This window comes from Enterococcus sp. M-BR2, assembly GCF_056612775.1.
On sequence record NZ_CM152743.1, the window covers coordinates 1,584,719 to 1,604,367 of the forward strand.

General features: G+C 38.0%; 15 protein-coding genes, 1 tRNA gene, 3 pseudogenes and 1 other annotated feature. Of the genes and pseudogenes, 3 read left to right on the forward strand and 16 right to left on the reverse strand.

Annotation, left to right across the window (positions count from 1 at the left end; translation table 11 throughout):
- Positions 1 to 663: 663 nt before the first annotated feature.
- Positions 664 to 1,212: an aminoglycoside 6'-N-acetyltransferase gene (locus AC1F25_RS07750; RefSeq protein WP_002293989.1), complete on the reverse strand. Its 549-nt coding sequence runs from the start codon at positions 1,210 to 1,212 to the stop codon at positions 664 to 666.
- 133 nt (positions 1,213 to 1,345) lie between these two features.
- On the opposite strand from AC1F25_RS07750, the pseudogene AC1F25_RS07755 reads away from it, so the two are divergent.
- Positions 1,346 to 1,716 (forward strand): annotated as a pseudogene (locus AC1F25_RS07755) (iron-containing alcohol dehydrogenase family protein); the annotation flags it as partial.
- Here the strand turns inward: AC1F25_RS07755 and AC1F25_RS07760 are convergent.
- The 7 genes and pseudogenes from AC1F25_RS07760 to AC1F25_RS07790 all read right to left on the reverse strand — a co-directional run bounded on the left by AC1F25_RS07760 (position 1,713) and on the right by AC1F25_RS07790 (position 10,279).
- A pseudogene (locus tag AC1F25_RS07760) lies at positions 1,713 to 1,920 on the reverse strand (hypothetical protein). The pseudogenes AC1F25_RS07755 and AC1F25_RS07760 overlap by 4 nt on opposite strands.
- On the reverse strand, positions 1,910 to 2,977 hold the full coding sequence (gene rlmN, locus AC1F25_RS07765) for a dual-specificity RNA methyltransferase RlmN (protein WP_479994018.1): 1,068 nt from the start codon (positions 2,975 to 2,977) through the stop codon (positions 1,910 to 1,912). Before rlmN ends, AC1F25_RS07760 begins: the two are co-directional and overlap by 11 nt.
- A 233-nt stretch (positions 2,978 to 3,210) precedes the next feature.
- Positions 3,211 to 5,658 carry a DNA translocase FtsK gene (locus tag AC1F25_RS07770; protein ID WP_479994019.1) on the reverse strand — a complete coding sequence of 816 codons (2,448 nt, stop codon included), beginning with the start codon at positions 5,656 to 5,658 and terminating at the stop codon, positions 3,211 to 3,213.
- A gap of 188 nt (positions 5,659 to 5,846) precedes the next feature.
- Positions 5,847 to 7,283, reverse strand: coding sequence for a glycoside hydrolase family 1 protein (locus AC1F25_RS07775; protein WP_002310127.1), 1,437 nt, complete (start codon positions 7,281 to 7,283; stop codon positions 5,847 to 5,849).
- Positions 7,284 to 8,149: 866 nt separating this feature from the next.
- Positions 8,150 to 8,965, reverse strand: coding sequence for an amino acid ABC transporter substrate-binding protein (locus AC1F25_RS07780; protein ID WP_002310125.1), 816 nt, complete (start codon positions 8,963 to 8,965; stop codon positions 8,150 to 8,152).
- Between the two features lie 18 nt (positions 8,966 to 8,983).
- On the reverse strand, positions 8,984 to 9,619 hold the full coding sequence (locus AC1F25_RS07785; RefSeq protein ID WP_002314089.1) for an amino acid ABC transporter ATP-binding protein: 636 nt from the start codon (positions 9,617 to 9,619) through the stop codon (positions 8,984 to 8,986).
- An 18-nt stretch (positions 9,620 to 9,637) separates the two neighbouring features.
- Positions 9,638 to 10,279, reverse strand: coding sequence for an amino acid ABC transporter permease (locus AC1F25_RS07790; RefSeq protein ID WP_151668916.1), 642 nt, complete (start codon positions 10,277 to 10,279; stop codon positions 9,638 to 9,640).
- A 155-nt stretch (positions 10,280 to 10,434) separates the two neighbouring features.
- Positions 10,435 to 10,669: a binding site (T-box leader), on the reverse strand.
- A gap of 99 nt (positions 10,670 to 10,768) precedes the next feature.
- Here AC1F25_RS07790 and AC1F25_RS07795 point away from each other — a divergent pair.
- Positions 10,769 to 11,254, forward strand: a complete 486-nt coding sequence (locus tag AC1F25_RS07795) for a prolyl-tRNA synthetase associated domain-containing protein (protein WP_002310123.1) — start codon at positions 10,769 to 10,771, stop codon at positions 11,252 to 11,254.
- 430 nt (positions 11,255 to 11,684) lie between these two features.
- On the opposite strand, the pseudogene acm reads toward AC1F25_RS07795, so the two are convergent.
- From acm to AC1F25_RS07810, 3 genes and pseudogenes are all read right to left on the reverse strand, one after another.
- Positions 11,685 to 13,850 (reverse strand): annotated as a pseudogene (gene acm / locus AC1F25_RS07800) (collagen-binding MSCRAMM adhesin Acm).
- Between the two features lie 464 nt (positions 13,851 to 14,314).
- Positions 14,315 to 14,614 (reverse strand): bacteriocin immunity family protein, encoded by a 300-nt coding sequence (locus AC1F25_RS07805; RefSeq protein WP_002310121.1) that lies wholly within the window; start codon positions 14,612 to 14,614, stop codon positions 14,315 to 14,317.
- Positions 14,615 to 14,752: 138 nt separating this feature from the next.
- Positions 14,753 to 14,825, reverse strand: a tRNA-Thr gene (locus AC1F25_RS07810).
- A gap of 120 nt (positions 14,826 to 14,945) precedes the next feature.
- Between AC1F25_RS07810 and AC1F25_RS07815 the strand changes: the two genes are divergently transcribed.
- The gene (locus AC1F25_RS07815; protein WP_479994020.1) at positions 14,946 to 15,188 is read left to right on the forward strand and encodes a hypothetical protein; all 243 of its coding nucleotides are present in this window, start codon (positions 14,946 to 14,948) and stop codon (positions 15,186 to 15,188) included.
- A gap of 137 nt (positions 15,189 to 15,325) precedes the next feature.
- Here AC1F25_RS07815 and upp read toward each other — a convergent pair whose 3' ends face one another.
- From upp to AC1F25_RS07840, 5 genes are all read right to left on the reverse strand, one after another.
- Positions 15,326 to 15,955 carry a uracil phosphoribosyltransferase gene (gene upp / locus AC1F25_RS07820; RefSeq protein ID WP_002291540.1) on the reverse strand — a complete coding sequence of 210 codons (630 nt, stop codon included), beginning with the start codon at positions 15,953 to 15,955 and terminating at the stop codon, positions 15,326 to 15,328.
- Between the two features lie 135 nt (positions 15,956 to 16,090).
- Positions 16,091 to 17,038, reverse strand: coding sequence for an alpha/beta hydrolase (locus AC1F25_RS07825; RefSeq protein WP_002314091.1), 948 nt, complete (start codon positions 17,036 to 17,038; stop codon positions 16,091 to 16,093).
- 172 nt (positions 17,039 to 17,210) lie between these two features.
- Positions 17,211 to 18,455, reverse strand: coding sequence for a serine hydroxymethyltransferase (gene glyA, locus AC1F25_RS07830; protein ID WP_151668728.1), 1,245 nt, complete (start codon positions 18,453 to 18,455; stop codon positions 17,211 to 17,213).
- A 16-nt stretch (positions 18,456 to 18,471) separates the two neighbouring features.
- A complete protein-coding gene (locus tag AC1F25_RS07835; RefSeq protein ID WP_002291532.1) occupies positions 18,472 to 18,624 on the reverse strand; it encodes a hypothetical protein in 153 nt (50 codons plus the stop codon).
- Positions 18,621 to 19,646: an L-threonylcarbamoyladenylate synthase gene (locus tag AC1F25_RS07840; protein ID WP_002320384.1), complete on the reverse strand. Its 1,026-nt coding sequence runs from the start codon at positions 19,644 to 19,646 to the stop codon at positions 18,621 to 18,623. Before AC1F25_RS07840 ends, AC1F25_RS07835 begins: the two co-directional genes overlap by 4 nt.
- Between the last annotated feature and the right edge of the window lie 3 nt (positions 19,647 to 19,649).

The window sequence follows — 19,649 nt, forward strand, 5'->3', positions numbered from 1 at the left end:
CGTGAGGTTTCAAGGAATTTTTCAGAAAAAATAGCTTTGTACAAGGTTTTCTATTGCCTTCCAGTAACCATTAAATAATTTTTGTTATATTGTCTATTATTGCCATACAAAGATAAAAAAGAATAAAAAAAAGGAACTGTGACAAAAGTCTTTTCACAGTTCCTTATCCGAATAAACGGTGTTCTCCTGCCAACTCCTCGGTCACAAGTCACAATAGTCATCAAACATGAGAAGCTGTTTTTTGAAATTACTCCTTGTGACTCAGAGTGAAACGGCAAGTTCCCGACCTCTGGGTAAACGGTGTTCAATCAGCTGACCCTCGGTATTAGCTCAACAAATGGCAAAATATGAGGAACTATTTTTCCATTTGTTTCTCTAATACTCAGGTCAAACCGCTGATTTCGCAACCTCTTTCTTAAACGGTGTTCAAAAGCTTGCATCTCCGGCAATAAGCCCAACCAAATGAAAAATAGGAGGAGCTATTTTTGTTTGGCTGCTCTTATTACTTGATGCAGGACAGCTTTTTCACAACCTCTCCACTAAACGGTGTTCAATCAGCTGACCCTCGATATTCGCTCAACAAACGGCAAAATATGAAGAACTATTTTTCCGTTTGTTGAGCTAATACTCAGGTCAGGACGCTGATTTCACAACCTCTTTTTATTATTGAGAATCTGGTCGAGGAATAATCGTTTTTGCCATCCAAATATCCGGTTTGTCCCAACCATTTGCATTTGGTAAGACACCTACGATTTTATAACCTAATTTTTCATAGAACTCATACGGATGTTCACGAAGGTTCTGGATGGAAGCCACTTTATCAAACGTATGCTCATACAGGTCCGTTTGACTTAACGTTGTTCCATGGTCTAAATCATCCGTACCTAAATAAATCGTTATTCCTCCTCTGGAAGCTACTTCTTTTTCTAAGTAATTGACTAATCGAGTACCTATTTGGTTCTTTCGTCGAGAGCTTTCTACAACTAATGGATGCAATTCCCAACCTGTGATACCGTATTGAGGGATTGCACCAATAAATCCTACTAACTCATCTTGGTCTACCGCTGCTACCGCGATTCGTTCTGGATTCATCATTTCTTCTACTTCTTCTGCCGAGCTGTCTCCATATTCTTCCGGCCAAGTCAGTCTCAGTAAATCAGAAAGCTGGTCTTTCAATACTGGATTATTACGGTCAAATTCACTGATTATCATACGTCTTCCCCCTTGTTCTTGCTTATTCTAACAGTCCTTTTGAAAAAACGAAATGTTCTCGCTCAAATTCTTTAGCAGTCAATTATTTCTCTAGCAAACTAATCGGCTGCCCTGCTTATAAAGCAAAAAAAACTCCAGAAATACTATTTCTGCTAAGGTACACATATTCTATTGCAGTACGACCTCTAAAAAAAATGGAGGGATACCTTCACGGAGCATCTGTCAGTTATGGTGTACTGACCTTATTGATGATGGATCAGCAGTTCGATTTGTTTGATAAAATCTATGTGTTTATGAAAAAAACAACTTCCAGTATCGTTAACCGACATGAATCTCAATATCACGACCGATTTAGAAGCAATCTTAGATAAAGCCATGACCACAAATGATATCAAACACGTGCCTTATGAAATCTCCCGAGAAAAATTTAAACAGGCCATTCTTGACGTAGAAACTTATCATGCTACACAAGAAAGCCAGCAAGGATATAAGAAAATCAGTTAAATAATTGCTAAAACCCCCATCAAGCAGGCTGTCATCAAATTGACGACATTTCTTTGCTTGATGAGGGCTTTTCTTGTCAAAAAACGCTTTATAACTTTCGCTATAGAATCTTTTCACTTATTTAAGTTGGACAGTTCCTTAATTAATAAAACTGCTCCTTTTATGGTAATTGAAAAAACAAAGCAGGCTACGATTATTTGGCAGCTGTTTTTTTCATTTGCTTGCTTCGCAATTGTCCGCAAGCTGCATCAATATCTGTACCATGTTCTTTACGTATCACACAGTTTACGCCGTTTTTATTCAATACATCATAAAATCTCAATACATCAGCTTTTGGACTGCGAGAATATTGATCATGTTCACTGACTGGATTATATGGAATCAAGTTGACATATGCTAACTTTTTCTTATCTTTTAATAGATCTGCTAATTGTTGCGCATGCTCTGGTCTATCATTTACTTGATTCAACATGATATATTCAAACGTGATTCGACGGTTTGTTTTCTCTAAATACTCATCCACAGCTTCCATCAATTTCTCAATTGGGAAACTTCGATTGATCCGCATAATCGATGTTCGCACCTCATTATTCGGCGCGTGCAAGGAAATAGCCAGATTTACTTGCAAGCCGTTATTAGCGAATTCCTTGATTTTGTGTGCTAAGCCACTAGTAGAAACTGTAATATGTCGCGCACCAATCGCCAATCCTTTGGCATCATTAATAATATGCAAAAAGTCCATTACATTGTCGTAATTATCAAATGGCTCACCGATTCCCATTACGACGACATGGGAAACACGTTCGCCAAGATTGCGCTCATCAAAATAATGTTGAACCATCATGATCTGCGCGACGATTTCTCCAGCGGTCAAATCACGGTTCTTTTTAAGCAACCCGCTTGCACAAAATGTACAGCCGATATTACATCCTACTTGTGTGGTCACGCAAACGGACAAGCCGTATTCTTGTCTCATTAGTACGGTCTCGATCATATTTTTATCAGGAAGTTCAAACAAATATTTTACTGTACCGTCCGAAGCTTCTTGGACGACCATTTGTTTCAGAGGATTGATGATAAAATGTGCCGATAATTTTTCTATCAATTGTTTTGATAGATTCGTCATTTCTGTGAAGTTACTTACACGTTTTTGATACAACCATTCCCAAACTTGGGCAGCTCGGAATTTTTTCTCACCGTTTTCTATAAACCAATTGATTAATTCTTCATTCGTCAAGCCATAGATGGATTGTTTTTCCAAAGTATTTTCCCTCTTTTTCTCAAAGTTTCGCTACATACTATACATGATTCGTTTAGTTAATGCAATACTTCACAAATAAATCGAATAGAACTTTCATCTCATAAAAATCAAAAAAGACAAAACATCGTACCGTATTAGAAAAGATGGGAAAAAAGCCATTTTTTCTCTTGGTATCATCATGTCTTGTCTTTTTTATATAGTTATTCGTTTTTCAACCGTTCATTGAACAAGTTTTACATATCATTATCTTCCGGCAGTGGTTCTGATGTTTCCTCTTGATCAATGAATACTTTCCGAGGCTTACTTCCTTCTGATGGGCCAACAACTCCATGAGCTTCCAGTTCATCTACGAGTCGAGCGGCTCGGTTGTAACCGATTCGAAATCTTCTTTGGAGAAGGGAGATACTTGCTGTTTGCATTTCAACAACAAGTGCTTTTGCTTCCTCAAACAGCTCATCTTGTGGCTGTTCTGGGGCACCTGCCGTTTCAACTTCATCTGTCGGCATCATTTTCTCTTCATAATGAGCTTCTTGCTGATCTGTAACAAATTGAACGATCCGCTCCACTTCATGGTCAGAGATGAACGCTCCTTGCACACGGATAGGTTTATTCTCACCCATTGGCAAGAACAGCATATCTCCTCGCCCTAAGAGCTTTTCTGCTCCATTAGAGTCGATGATCGTCCGAGAATCTGTACCACTTGATACAGCAAATGCCATTCTAGAAGGTACATTTGCTTTGATGATCCCTGTGATAACATCCACACTTGGACGTTGAGTAGCTAGGATCATGTGGATGCCCGCTGCCCGAGCCATTTGCGCTAAACGAATAATCGCATCTTCGACTTCGTTGCTAGCTACCATCATCAAGTCAGCTAATTCATCTACGATTACTACGATGAATGGTAAGGTTGGATGTTTCGTTCCGTTTTCTAAGTTTTTCTGCTGAACAAATTCATTGTAACCAGAAATATTTCTTACACCAGTTGCCGCAAATTTTTCATATCGTTCTTCCATTTCTTGTACTACTTTTTGTAAGGCTTGTGCCGCTTTTCTAGGGTTCGTTACGACCGGCGTCAACAGATGAGGTATCCCGTTGTACATATTTAATTCAACCATTTTCGGATCGATCATCATCAGTTTTACTTCATGGGGCTTAGCACGCATCAATATACTTGTAATGATCCCATTGATTGCTACTGACTTCCCACTACCAGTCGAACCAGCTACAAGTAAGTGAGGCATTTTCGAAAGATCAGCCGTTTGTACTCGTCCAGAAACATCACGTCCTAAGGGTACTTCCAGTAATTTATCTGGATGGTTTGGCTGAGCTTCGATGATTTCTCTAAAGGAAACCATACTGATCTTTCCATTTGGTACTTCAATACCAATCAGTGATTTACCTGGGATCGGCGCTTCCATCCGAACATCTTTCGCTGCTAAAGCAAGTGCGATATCATCTGTTAAGTTCACGATTTTACTTACTTTTACCCCTACAGCTGGTTGGACTTCGAATTTTGTGACGGATGGGCCTAAACTAGCTTTGACGACCTTAGCATCCACACCGAAACTTTGGAAAGTTTGTTCCAATACACCGATATTTTTTTCAATTTTTTTATACTCATCACTTTGATCCACAGTTGGTATAGAATCAAGCAAGTCAACTGTCGGCAATTCATAATCTTGATTTTCCTGTTCTGCTTCGATCTCAAATTCTAATGAGGTACCGTCATCCTCTGGCAACTCATTAGCATAACCTTCTGCTGTATTGGTCTGTTTTGGTGTATCTGGGACTGGTTTTTCTAGATTCGCAGGATGGATATTTTCTTGAAAACTGTCAATTGGAACAAAACTTAACTGCTCAGGTTCGGCATTTTCTTGTTCCTGCCATTCATCAGGAGTATTTTTCCTTTGCTGGTTCACAGCTTTTTTCTTCTCATATTCTACTGCTTCTTTTTCTGCTGCTTCTTGTGCCGCTAAGCGTCTCGCTTCTTTCGCTTCTGCACGCTGTTTCATTCTTTCTTCCTTTGCCGCTTGCTTTTGAGCTTGCTTGGCAGGATCACCTTCCAATAATTCCTGTACCCGTTCTCCAATTGATTGGATACCATTCAGCAGCTGATAGCCTTCCAAATTACTGAACAAGAATGCTCCACCCGCCAGTAATAGAATGGCTACTAAATAACTTCCAGGCTGTGCAATCAAGAAATAAGTGAAATGATAAAGAATTGCTCCGATCATCCCTCCGCCAACGTTATTATCTACTTGACTTTGTTTTATATCGCTAGCCAATAAGTCCCATGTCGTCCCCATGATATTTGGTTCCCCAGTATGGAGTTTGCCGAATAAATGGGCATGTAGCAATAATAAGATACCGAAATAAAAGAGTATACCGCCAAACCAGCGTCGGTTTTTGCCAATTGAAAACTCTGTATTCTTAATGACAATCCAAAATCCTAATACGGCTAATAAAAGACAGAGGATTTGGTAAGTATTTCCTGCAATGATCCGAAAGCCGTTTGCAATCAATATTCCTAAAAAACCTAATTTTAAAAAGCCGAATACAGCAAATAGAACCAAGGCAAATCCAACACCAATCGTCAGCATTTTTTCTTGCTGCTGTTTTTGCTTTTTCGTTTTTTTCGTCTTTTTCCTTTTCTTAGTAGGCCGTTTCTTTTGTGCCATTTATTATCCCTCATTTCATCAAGTTTCATTATACAAAAAAAAGCAAGGGAACTAAAGTTTTGTTTGAAAGAACTGACGCTTTCTTTCATTTTTCAGCTTATTTTACAGTTTTTCTTAATTTCTAAATGATTTTATCAAAAAAAGGCACGGCCATATCCAGCCGTACCTTCTTGTTTTAAGCATGAGAACTAAAGGTTCTCTCCATTTTCTTCAATCAGTTTTTGGTACCAGTAATAACTGTCTTTCTTATATCGTTCCAAAGATCCTTCTTGTGTTTCATCTTGATCGACATATACAAATCCATATCGCTTTTGATAACCGTTCAGCCAACTCAGCAAATCTGTATAAGACCATGTACAATAGCCTAATACTTCTGCGCCATCCGAAATTGCTTCTTTGATTGCTTTGACATGGCTTTGTAAGTAATGGATTCGATAGTCGTCATGGATTTGTTTGTCTTCTGTCAACTTGTCATATTCTCCTAAGCCATTTTCCGTGATCAGTACCGGCATGCGGTAACGGCTTGTGATACGACGCAATCCGATCCTTAAGCCTTCTGGGTCGATCTCCCAGTCCCAATTTGTTCGTTCGACAAATGGATTCTCAACTTTTTTATACATTCCAGGAACCCCTGTTTCTTCTGATGAACCTTTTTTCCCAGTCGTATTCATTTTTCCTGCTCCAACTCCATCTAATGGATTGAATGCATTCGTCGCTGTTTGATAGTAATTGATCCCAAGGAAATCTGGCTTGGCTGATTCTAGCAATTCTGCATCGCCAGCTACAATCGTTGGCGCCCATCCTTTTTCTTCTAAGAATCTCATAGCAGCAATAGGATATTTACCCCACATGTAGACATCCATCCAATAATTGGCCATCAGATCTTCTGCATTTTCGGCTGCCAGAACATTTTCAGGATTACTGTCGATTGGATAATTTGGCGTATACGCAAAGCTTGGTCCGATTTTTCCAGGCATTTCTAACTCATGGAATTTGTTGATGACAGATGCATTTGCTAGATTTGCGATATGGTTGACTTCATACATTCGTTTTGGATCCGTCACGCCTGGCGGATGTGCTGCTAATAAATAGCCTAATGAAGTAAAGATATTTTGTTCATTCAAACTAATCCAGTAATGGACTTTCCCACGGAATGCCTCAAATAATGTTTCTGCATAATTAGTGAAATCTTCAATGATTTGACGTGATTCCCAACCATTATATTCATCTTGCAATGCTTGTGGAAGATCCCAATGATACAAAGTCAACATAGGCTCGATACCGTTTTCGATCAATTCGTCGATCAATCTCTCATAAAAAGCGAGCCCTGCTTGATTGACTTCTCCTCTTCCATTAGGAAAAATCCGTGTCCAAGCTACAGAGAAGCGGTAAGCTTTCAGACCTTGTTCTTTCATTAAAGCAATATCTTCTTTATAACGATGATAGTGGTCTACTGCCAGATCACCGTTTGTTCCTTTAAATGTCTTTCCTGGAATCCGAACAAATCGATCCCAGACTGATTCGCCTTTCCCATCTTCTTGCCAAGCTCCTTCTACTTGATACGCTGCAGATGCAGAGCCCCACAGAAAATCTTTTGGAAATGAGGTAAGTTCTTTGTGTTCCATTCATCTCTTCCTTTCCTATAACCTTCAATCGTTCCTCTTTTAGAATAACACGAAACCCCTTCCACAACAAAATAAAATTATGTAAAGGAAGTTGTGAAAGAAGTGGTCAGCTTCAAGAAATAAGAAGGAATTTACGAAAATTGCTTCTCAAATTTTTGTGAAATTTCGGCTTATTTTTCGAAGAAGGTACTTCTGGAACACCGTGTATAAGAGGTTGTGAAATCAGCGCTTTGTCCTGAGTATTAGAGAAACAAACGGAAAAATAGTTCCTCATATTTTGCCGTTTGTTGAGCTAATGCCGAGGGTCAGCTGATTGAACACCGTTTAAGAAAAAGGTTGTGAAAAAGTCGCTTAGTTTCGAGTATTAAGAAAAATTTTGTGGAAATGGCTTTCTACATTTTTGCATAAATTTGGCTTAATACCGAGAAACTGGCTTTTGAACACCGTTTAAGGAAGAGGTTGTGAAATCAGCGCTTTGTCCTGAGTATTAGAGAAACAAACGGAAAAATAGTTCCTCATATTTTGCCGTTTGTTGAGCTAATACCGAGGGTCAGCTGATTGAACACCGTTTAAGAAAGAGGTTGTGAAAAAGTCGCTTAGTTTCGAGTATTAAGAAAAATTTTGTGGAAATGGCTTTCTACATTTTTGCATAAATTGGACTTAATACCGAGAAACTGGCTTTTGAACACCGTTTAAGGAAGAGGTTGTGAGCCTGCCGTTCAGCTCCGAGTCACAAGGAGCAATTTCGAAAAACAGTTTCTCATGTTTGTTGAATATCGTGACTTGTGACCGAAGAGTTGGCAGGAGAACACTGTTTATTCGGAAAAAGGAACTGGGACACGTCTTTTGTCACAGTCCCCTATTTGTTAATTTCTCGGCGTGACATCTTCACCAAACCATTTATTGGAGATTTTTTGGAATTCCCCTGTTTTTTCTAATCGATCAAATGCTTCATTTATTTTCTTCACTAACGTATCATCTGACTTACGCACACCAACCGCAAAATCCTCACTTTCGTAAGAGCCTTTTGTCATGTTGAAGTCTTCTAGTTCGTTTCTTTGTTTCAAATAATAGTCCGCATATACTTTATCCATCAGCAAACCATCAATCCGTCCGCTTTTCAGATCAATCAGTGCTTCATTAAAACTATCGTACAAAACAGCATCTTGGTTTTTGACTCTCTCTTTTAACACTTCTGGTTGTTTCGTAAATACATCATAACCAGATGACCCATTTTGCGCACCTAATCTCTTATTTTTCATTTGCTCAAAGCTTGTGATTCCTGATTCTTTAGGTGTGATCAGCACTTGATCATTTTCCATATAAGGTTTTGTAAACTGCACTTTCTTTTCTCTTGCCGGTGTCTTGGAATAGCCATTCCAGATCAAGTCGATTGTTCCATTGTTCAGTTCAAATTCCTTCATCGACCAGTCAATAGGCTGAAAGTCTACCGTAATCCCATATTGTTCAAAGACTGCTTTGGCTAAATCAATATCGAATCCTGTAAGCTTCCCATCTTTATCTCTAAATCCCATAGGAACAAATGTATCGTCCAAACCTATAACGATTTTTTTCTCTTCGTTGATAGCCGCCCAATTATCTGCTGAAGCCTTTTTATTCGAACAGCCTGCAAAAAGAAGAAGACCTACGAGCAAAGCGAATAGAAAACTGATTTTTTTCATCTCTATCTTCTTCCTTTCTTAATGAATTGGGGAAACTTTTAATAGTTGATCACCGACATTTTCTGCAAATACGAGATCATGGGTGACAATGATTTGGGTTACCCCGTCTTCTTTCAATGATAGGATCAAACGCTCGACTTGCTGACGCAACTCAGGGTCTAAAGCACTCGTTGGTTCATCATAAGCCAATACCCGTGGATTCATGGCCAATGCTCTAGCAATCGCTACCCGTTGTTTTTGTCCGCCAGAAAGCTGATAAGGATAGTTATTCAATAAATCGCTAATCCCTAATGAAGCCGCTAATTCTTCTGCTTTTTTGGTGTATTCTTCTTTTGTCTGTTTCAATACCATTTTCGGTGCTAAAGTAATGTTTTCAAAAATATTCAGATGTGGAAATAGCTGGAAGTCTTGGAATACGACTCCTACAACTTGTTCTTTCATTTTAAGTTCGAATGGATTGAACGGTACACCGTCTAAATAAAATTCTCCGCTATCAGAGCTTTCTAAGCCAGCCAAGATACGTAAAAGTGTGGTTTTACCGCCACCGGAAGGACCTACGATAGCTAATGTTTTCCCATCTGGAATGATTAGATCCAAATCTTTGATTATTTCTTTTTCACCAAATGCTTTGTTCACTTTCTTCAATTCAATCATACTTCTTCCTCCTATCAGTTAGCGGTAATAATTTAATTTTCCTTCAATTTGTTTCATTACGATTGTTAGAATACCAGTCAATGTAAGATAGATGATTGCCACTCCTAGCAAAGGCAGTAAAGTCGCGTCGCGTTCCATCGCGATTTTCCCGGCACGCATTACATCACCCAAACCTAATATATAGATCAAGGAAGAATCTTTGACCAAGTTGATAACTTCATTACCTACAGAAGGTAAAACAATCTTTGTCACTTGCGGGATGACGATTTTCGTTACCGTTTGGAAGGGACTTAATTGCAAAACTTGCGCTGCTTCATATTGACCTTGAGGAATCGATTGTATCCCTCCACGGAAGATCTCTGCAAAATAAGCGGCATAGTTCAAGATAAAAGCAATGAGCGCTGCTTCGAATCGATCAAAAACGATCCCAATCGTCGGCAAACCATAAAAAACAAAAATCAGCTGTAACAATAGTGGCGTTCCCCGCATGATCCATACATATGTTTGAAGAAAGTAGCGTAGCGGCTTAAAATGCAAGGACAATCCTAGTGCTAAAATAATCCCTAATGGCAACGAGCCAATCAAGGTAAATAAAAATAATTTCAATGTTGTGAGTGCTCCTACTAATAATTGCGGCATAACTTCAATTAAATACTCCATCTTCTTTTCCTCCTTTAAAATAAAAAAATCCTCTTGGCAAATGCCAAGAGGACGTATTATACGTGGTTCCACCTCTGTTTATTTTTTCCTTGCAGAAAAAACCTCACACAGTCGTTGCAAATCAGATGAAAACAAAACGTCCTTTGATCCGAAGATCAAAGGACGTTAATCACGTGGTTCCACCTTTTTTTACCGACTCCTCACGGAAAAGCCAGCCTTACCTGGTCATCTAGCAACGACCGCAGCTGTAACGGGCTCCCCGGATTTTCCTACTATACGCTTCAGAAAATCGACTCCAAGATGTGTTTCACGGTTAACTGCTGCCTCTTTCCACCAACCAGAGACTCTCTAAAAACACCTAACTGCTACTCTTCTTTTCGATGTCATTTGTTTTAACTTTACGTGTAATTTACATGATTATTTTTCATTTGTCAACTCTTGTCAACTCTTTTTTATGATACACTAATAAAAAAAGGAGGGTGATGCGCGATGAATCGTGCAACCGAACAAGAAGCTTATGAACTACTAAGAAAACTAGGTATCTCTTTTCAAAAAGTTGATCATCCTGCGATTACGTCAGTCAAAAATATCCCTTTTTCCCTACCTGGTCCGCAAGTAAAAAATCTATTATTGAAATCAAGAAAAGGAAAAAAAATCTATCTTGTCATCTTGCCTGATGAAAAGCATGCCGATTTAAAACAACTAGCTGAACAATTAAAAGAAAAGCGCTTATCTTTTGTTTCTGAAGAACAGCTTCCTGACCTTCTAGGAATTCCAGCAGGTACAGTGACTCCATTAGCATTGATGCACGACACAGAGAAAAAAATCCAAGTCGTGATCGATTCTGCTATTGATCGTCAAGATACCGTAGGCTTTCATCCAAATATCAATACCACTACGTTGATCATGGATTTTTCCGACTTTGAAAAGATACTTGTTTACTTAGAACATCTGCCAGTTTATGAAAATTTGTAATGATAGAGTAGTTTTCTTAATTCCCAATTCAAGCGTCTTTTTCTTTATTTAGCACAAAATATATCAGAAATTCTTTTAGCCAATCAAACAATGTAACAACTAGTATGAACGCTGAAAACTAGAGTATTCTTCCATAGTTAGCCAAATCCATATTTAATGATTCTACGAAAAGAGGCTGGGACAGAAGCGTTTAACTCCAAGAGATAAGAAGAAATTCACGAAAATTGCTTTTCAAATTTTTGTGAATTTCAGCTTATTTCCGAAGGAGTGGCTTCTGCTTCCGCCGTTTATACGTGTTTAGAGCGTGAGACAAAAGTGTTCTTTACTATTGTCCCATGCTCTTTTTGATTATAAAGCGGAATTTTATCCTTTTGCTTTCAGTCATATTTAACAAAAAATATTATATTCTGAATAACAAAAATTATTCTATCTAAACTTTTTTATATTTTTGTAAGAATATCCCTGTACAGATAGTTACTATCAATAAACCAATGATTACAGCAAAACTAGATTTTTTACTACTTGTTTTAGGAAGAATGTTTTTTGATTTATTTGTTATCTGTTTAGGTACAGCTCTCTTACTAATATAATTGGTTCTTTGTTCGCTAGATTCTCCTGTATGAGCAAATATTTGCAATTTTTGAGAGAATAGATTTCTAATTTTCTCTCTCTATGTCTTCTCTGGAAAATTTTTCCACGGTGTTATATGGCTACCTGGTATAGATATATTTGTTTTGCCCGGTGTATAACTGTTTTTGATGTTATACCCGTCAATTGTCGTACTGTATTCTGGTACATTGTCTTCCGTTACAGTATAGATGATTTCTTGCCCGTCTTTGTATTTTGGCAGATTTGTGAAACGATAGTGCCAATCATCTTTTTCACTTACTTCTTTATGTTGGATTGGTTGACCGTCGGCTAATAGATTCACTGTGATCGTTGTCGGTCGTTTACCGTCTTGATTCTCATTGTCTTCCCATGTTTTTTGTCCTGAGACCGAAATGACTTCTCTATTCTCATTTGTAACGACTAGCCCGTTTTCAATTTTTTGATAACCTGAAGGGACGTAATCATTTCCGTTTTGGTCTACTTCTTGCACTTTAAACGTATATTCGTTTCCACTATCATCATACTGTTGGATATCTTCCCAAGTCACTGAAGTTATTCCATTATCTAATCGCTTTGTTTCTGCATCAGGAACTGGTTCCCAATTGTTTGTACTTTCTCTGAATAATTTAAAATAAATACTTGGTCTGGGAGTGGTTCCACCGTTCCAAATTTTAGTTGCTGTGATGTTCGTAACCTTTTTCTTGTTATAAATAGGTAAACTGACTCCCTCTGTATCATTTTCATTTATGGAGAATTTGAGTTCATTTGAACTTAGTGGATCAAAATCAATCCAATTGGGTGCTTCTTTTTCTTTTACAACATAATCTCCTACTTGCAGACCTTTGATACTAACTTCTCCCTGTTCATTCGAAGTCAACAGGATACTAGACTGTCCTTGAATAGGCTGTTCATCTGCTCGTCTTAATTCGAAAGTCACATTTGGGATACCAATCTCTGTGCCATTGATATATTTGAAAATCTTCAATTCGCCTCTAACTGTACCGTTGACTCCACCAGAAGCTGAAATATTTTTAACCGTATGATTGAAACCTTCTCCATCAACAGCAGGTTTATTAACTTCTTTAAACCAAGCTTTCGAATGATTCTCAAAACTTGTTTGTTCTGGGGTTTCTATAATCGTCTTATAACTCACCATTATTTTCCTAAGATTGACAAAGTTTTTTGGTATAGTTATTTCAATGTAATTATCATTTACTGAAAAATCAAATGTAGCACCGGGGAAATCTTGTAAAAATTGTTGGATTCCCTCTTCTCCTCTGTAAACTTTCTGTTCACCTAAGTGTATTTGATTAATTTCAAACGTACTTGGATCTAATCTTTGTCCACTTTGGATTTCATCACTGATTTTAACTGGTTGTTCAACGTAAGTGCCGTCATTGTTAATATTCAAAAACCATCGAATGTGCTCAGTATCTTCAGGAAGCATGTCTCCTGTTTTATAATAAAAAACGCTAGAAGAAGAACCAGAAGCTGGCTTTGTCACATTTACAGTAGCCGTTTTGTCACCACTCATCACGGTGAATGGCCCCGTATTTTCTTCACCAGTATCGGTTACGTTTCTGGCCTGGATCTCAAATTGCCCCCACCCTTCTACTGAGTCTATGTTTTTAATATTTTCATTAAATACAACCTGTGCAGAATCTTTTCTGACCGTTAAAGTTCCAACATTTTTATTTTCAATCATTAATGGGATTTCTTTCTGGAATCCTTCACCGCGAATATTTCCTTCACTTGGCCAATTGATCCAAAGATAATCACCTGGCTGGATATCTTGTTTTTTTTCGTCAAACGAGAATTTTACTTTTATGTTTCCTCCATCTGTAATATTCGTTGGGTCCACGGTCAACGAAGTGACGTTACTGCTGATATCTCTGCCTGCATCCGCATAGACATGAACAGGAATCAGTGATGTTATATTAGTAATAATAAATAACATTGATAAAATAATATTTCTACACTTTTTCATTTTTTCTATCTCCCCTATTCTAACTAAAAATAAAACCTACCATATCATCTCTCGAAAATCCTTTCTTCAATTCCTCCCCTACTCATTTCCAATCTTTTAACTAAAAAATTGATAGGTATTTTACAAATATTTATAAAAAATAAATATGCCAAAAAACTGTTTTTACAAGGTTTTTCCTAATGTAAATTATTTTTTCGCATATATTCATTTTATTTTACTTATTGCTTTCATTTTTTCAATCTATATTTCCAATTTTTAACTTACAAAAATGGAACGTGCATAAATAACTATAGTTGCATAAAATATTCTTTTAATTAGCATTATTATTTTATAACAGCTGTTTTTATATTAAATAAAGAATAAAACACAATATAAAAAATACAGACTTTGTTCAAATAAACGAACCTAGCCTGTATTCTGTGATTGACGCTACTTTTTAATTCATTGAGATGAATAATCCATTTTTATAAATGCCCAAAAGTAATCGATGCCGAAGCCATTCCTCGACCTAATTCTTTTTCAAATTTTCCTATTGTTGATATCTCCATATAAAACGGTGAGACTGCTTTAGACAATTCTCCCTTGATTGCTAACGGACGTAAACTACGTTCCAAATTATTCATGACTTTAGGATAATACTGACCTTTTTCTAAGCCTGTTTTTGCTTCTATCAGAAGTATACGTTCCTTTTCATTGATCTCTGGATTTAAAACGAGATCATATAATTTTAGTACCATGTTTTCTATTTCTTCACTTTTAGACATCACGATTTCCTCCCAGAAATATATTTCTCCCCACTACATTCTATACACAAAGTATACGCCATTTTTAGTGGTTTTTAAATCACACAGACATAAAGAAAAAAGACAGATACCCAACCAGGGTATCTGTCTTTTGCTTTATGCCAGCTATAGGGATCGAACCTACGACCTACGCGTTACGAGTGCGTTGCTCTACCAACTGAGCTAAGCTGGCCTTATCCAAAAGAAATTATATACTCTATTTGGCTGATTGTAAAGAGTTCGATGGAAAATTAGTTTAATTTCATGATATTTTTCATAAAACGTGGTATAATTGATGTGAAAGGCAGGTTTTATGAAAATGGCAACTTTTGGAAAATTTAATACAACTATCGTACCATCGGAAATTGGTGAAAAATTCAAGATCAATACTCACGTAATGTTCACGATTCACGGCAAGCCGCAAACTGGAACGATTTCAAAACAATTGAAAAATTCCGCTGTTGTTGAGATTGATGAAACTGCAGAAAATGCGAACTTGATGACGCAAAGCAAAGGTGTAGTAATCGTTAACTACAAAGAACTTAAAAAGATTTGAATTTGACCATCTCTGCATTTTTGGGATGGTTTTTTTATATACAAACGAAAGCTGTGAAAAAGCTGTTCTGCCTCAAACATTAAAAATGACCAAAAAAGGATGTGACAAAAGTTGTGTCACATCCTTTTTCATTTTACTTATTTTGTACCAAACAAACGGTCACCCGCATCCCCTAGTCCAGGAACGATATAACCATGTTCATTCAATTTTTCATCTAGAGAAGCTGTATAGATATCAATATCAGGATGCGCTTCTTGCAAAGCTTTTACTCCCTCAGGTGCTGCTACCAAACAAACAAATTTGATGTTCGACGCGCCACGTTCTTTCAATGCATCGATTGCCATGATTGCTGATCCACCTGTTGCCAACATTGGATCTACTACGAACAACTGACGTGCATCAATGTCTTCTGGAAGTTTGACGAAATATTCATGTGGCTCAAACGTTTCTTCATCTCGATAAAGACCGATATGGCCCACTTTAGCAGCTGGAATCAATTCCAAGATACCATCAACCATTCCGATACCTGCACGCAAGATTGGAATAATCGCTACTTTTTTACCTGACAACGTTTTTTGTGTTGTTTCAGTGATCGGTGTTTCGATCACGATGTCTTCCAACGGCATATCCCGTGATACTTCATATGCCATCAACATAGCGATTTCATCGACTACTTCACGAAAAACCTTTGTTCCGCAGTTTTTGTCCCGAATAATAGTTAGTTTGTGTTGAATCAATGGATGATCGATCACTTGAAATTTGCCCATTTTTTTTAAGCTCTCCTTTGTTCTGTCGTTTCTTTTTAATTGTAAAACAAAATCAAGTGATTGACTAGTCAAACTCGCCATTTTTCCTAAGAAAATCCTTTTTTGAAAAGAAGTTTTCCTGCTGACAAGCAAAGCTTATTCTTTTTCCATGATCCAAGAAGTAGATAATGCCATTGCTGCACGCGTTGCCTTTGTCTGATCCATAGCATTTACCATGACGAAATCATGGATGATTCCTTGGAAGCGTACTTGTGTAACAGGAACCCCTGCATCACGAAGTTTGCGTGCATAAGCCTCGCCTTCCTCTCTTAATACATCCGCTTCTCCTGTCAAAATCATTGCCGGAGGTAGATCTTTTAGTTCATTCAGTTCTGCTCTCAAAGGCGAAGCTGTGATCTCAGCACGCTCTTCCTCATTCGTCGTGTATTGATCCCAAAACCATCTCATTCCTTCTCTTGTCAAAAAATAGTTTTCTCCGAATTCATGATAGGAATCTGTATCAAAATCAGCGTTGGTAACTGGATAATACAGCAATTGTTTAGATATTGGGAGCCCTTTTCGTTCTTTTGTTAAGATCGTCATGACTGTAGCCATGTTACCACCAACTGAATCTCCTGCAACGATTAGATTCTCGAGATCCAGATTTTTTGACTTGGCTAATTTATTCAGCTGTTGCAACACAGCATAATTTTGTTCAATTGCTATTGGATATTTCGCTTCAGGTGATCGACTATATTCTGGAAAGACAACGACAGAATTCGTGCGGACCGAAAGTTCTCTGATCAATTTATCATGGGTTTGAGTACTGCCAAAGACCCAACCAGCTCCATGGATATAAAAAATAACTGGTAATTTATCTATATTTCCTTCCGGTCGTACAAAACGAATATTGATTTTTCCCCATTCGCCAGTATCTACCATCAAGTCTTCAATATCAACGGAATATTTGTTCACAGGTGATTCTTGTACTTCTTCCAGTAATGCTCTTCCTTCTTCCGGTGCTAGTTCATAGATTCGCGGATGAGGTGCATTTGCATCACTGAATGCTATGGCTTCCTTTTCTAACGAGATACGATCAGTCATGACTTTTCCTCCCTGAGATTTAATGTGAAGACTAAAATTACACCTCATATACTAGAGAGCATCATCAATATTGTCAAAGAATCCGTTTTCCATAAAAAAATAAAATAGAAAAAAACAGAAAAGTCCGGTATTGAACTTTTCTGTATTATTGTATTATATTGAATTTAAATTTTTATTTTTTATGCAATGGAAATTTTTCAGTTAATTCGCGTACACCTGTTTTGACTTCGTCTAATTGAGCATTGTCGCCTTTTGCTTGTAATGCTTTAACAACTAATTCAGCCACTTTTACAGCATCTTCTTCTTTAAGCCCGCGAGTAGTGATTGCTGGTGTACCGATTCGGATGCCGCTTGTTTTGAATGGACTTAGCGTTTCAAAAGGAATCGAGTTTTTATTTACCGTGATATTCACACTGTCCAAAATACTCTCTGCTTCTTTTCCATTTATACCTAACTCACGAACATCGATCAGCATCAGATGATTATCTGTCGCTCCTGAAACGACTCTTGTTCCGATTGCTTGATTGAATACTTTGACCATTGCTTTTGCATTGGCAATGATTTGTTCACTATATTCTTTAAATGCAGGATCTAGTGCTTCTTTGAATGCCGCTGCCTTCCCAGCAATCACATGCTCTAGAGGTCCGCCTTGAATACCAGGGAAGACCGCACTATTGATTTTTTTCGCTAATGTTTCATCGTTTGTCAAAATCATGCCGCCTCGAGGTCCGCGCAATGTTTTGTGAGTGGTAGTCGTTGTGATATCTGCATAAGGAACTGGATTAGGATGAAGTCCTGCTGCTACTAATCCTGCGATATGTGCCATATCTACCATCAGTTTTGCGCCTACTTCATCTGCGATTTCTCTGAATTTCGCAAAGTCGATCGTTCGTCCGTAAGCACTGGCACCTGCTACAATCAATTTTGGTTGATGTTTTCTAGCTAAAATACGTACCACATTATAATCAATAACTTCTGTTGTCGGATCAACACCGTAAGCAACAAAGTGATAGGTTTTGCCACTGAAGTTGACTGGTGATCCATGTGTTAGATGTCCGCCTGCGGAAAGATCCATTCCTAAGATCGTGTCCCCTGGTTCTACCAAAGCGAGATAAGCAGCCGTGTTGGCTTGAGAGCCGGAGTGAGGTTGGACGTTCGCAAATTTCGCTCCGAATAATTCTTTTGCACGGTCAATCGCTAAATTTTCAACGATGTCGACAAATTCACATCCTCCATAATAGCGATGCCCTGGATAACCTTCTGCGTATTTATTTGTCAAAATACTTCCTTGCGCAGCCATCACTGCTTCGGAGACAAAGTTTTCAGAGGCAATCAGCTCCAAATTATGTTCTTGTCTTTCTTCTTCTTTGGCGATCGCAGCCCAAAGATCAGGGTCAAACGTTTTGTAATCTACCACAAACAACAGCTCCTTTTTATTTTCCTACAATTTTATTTTTCCCATCAAAAACAAATTGCCAAATATTCGTATCTCTTCTATTTACACTTCGTTTTTCGTTCACTGATAGAAGATTTACTTGATAGCATTGTATCATACTAAAAGAATGCGGCAATAACCAATTGATCATTTTTCAAAATAATTTTGTCCAGCTGCTTTTTTCAAGCGATTCATATAAGCATTCCCCAATCCAGTTTCTGGATATACTTGTACAAAAATCAAATCTAACCCAAGTGTTGGTTCATCTAATCCTCTTAGACCTGCAAACAATCCTTTAGCCGCCGCTTCTACTGAGTTGTCGTTATACATATAAACAGCTGCAGTATCTGTCCGCACTTGATCCGAAATTTCGGGGCTTGCTATGACACCTACACGGATCTTCTTATTTTTTGCCCATTGAACTGCAGTTGACCAATCGCCCTCTCTGACCATCAGAACACGTGTATCGGGTGAGTAGTGCTTGTATTTCATCCCAGGCGCTTTTGGTGTTTCATTTTCTTTTACAAGATGCTGATCAATAGCAACAGGAGATTCGATGACTGCTTCGATTTGTTCTTTCGTTACTGCACCTGGTCGTAAGATCATAGGCATGGCTGTTGGATCACTTAAATCAAGAACAGTGGATTCTACTCCAATTCGCGTAGCTCCATCATCAATGATCCCGGTAATTTTTCCTTGTAGATCATGGAATACATGATCTGCAGTTGTCGGACTTGGTTTTCCCGACGTATTTGCACTTGGACCGACAAGCGGAACCCCTGAAAGTTCGATTACTTCTAGTGTTTTTTTGTTATCCGGCATACGAAATGCAGCTGTGGATAATCCTCCTGTTACAACTGAGGGCAAGGTATCTTTTTTGATTTTAAATATCAAAGTTAGTGGTCCAGGCCAGAAGTTCTTCACAATCTTCTCTGTTTCTGGATGAAAGTTGTCCACATACTCTTTTACTTGTTCAAAAGAGGCGACATGGACGATCAATGGATTGTCTTGAGGTCTTCCTTTTACAGAAAACACTTTCTTGACAGTATTTGGCAATAGAGCATTGGCGCCCAATCCATACACTGTTTCAGTAGGAAAAGCAACAAGTTCTCCTGCTTTCAGTGCTTTGGCTGCCTCTTTTAATTCAGTTTCATCATAACGTTTCGTTTCCACAGT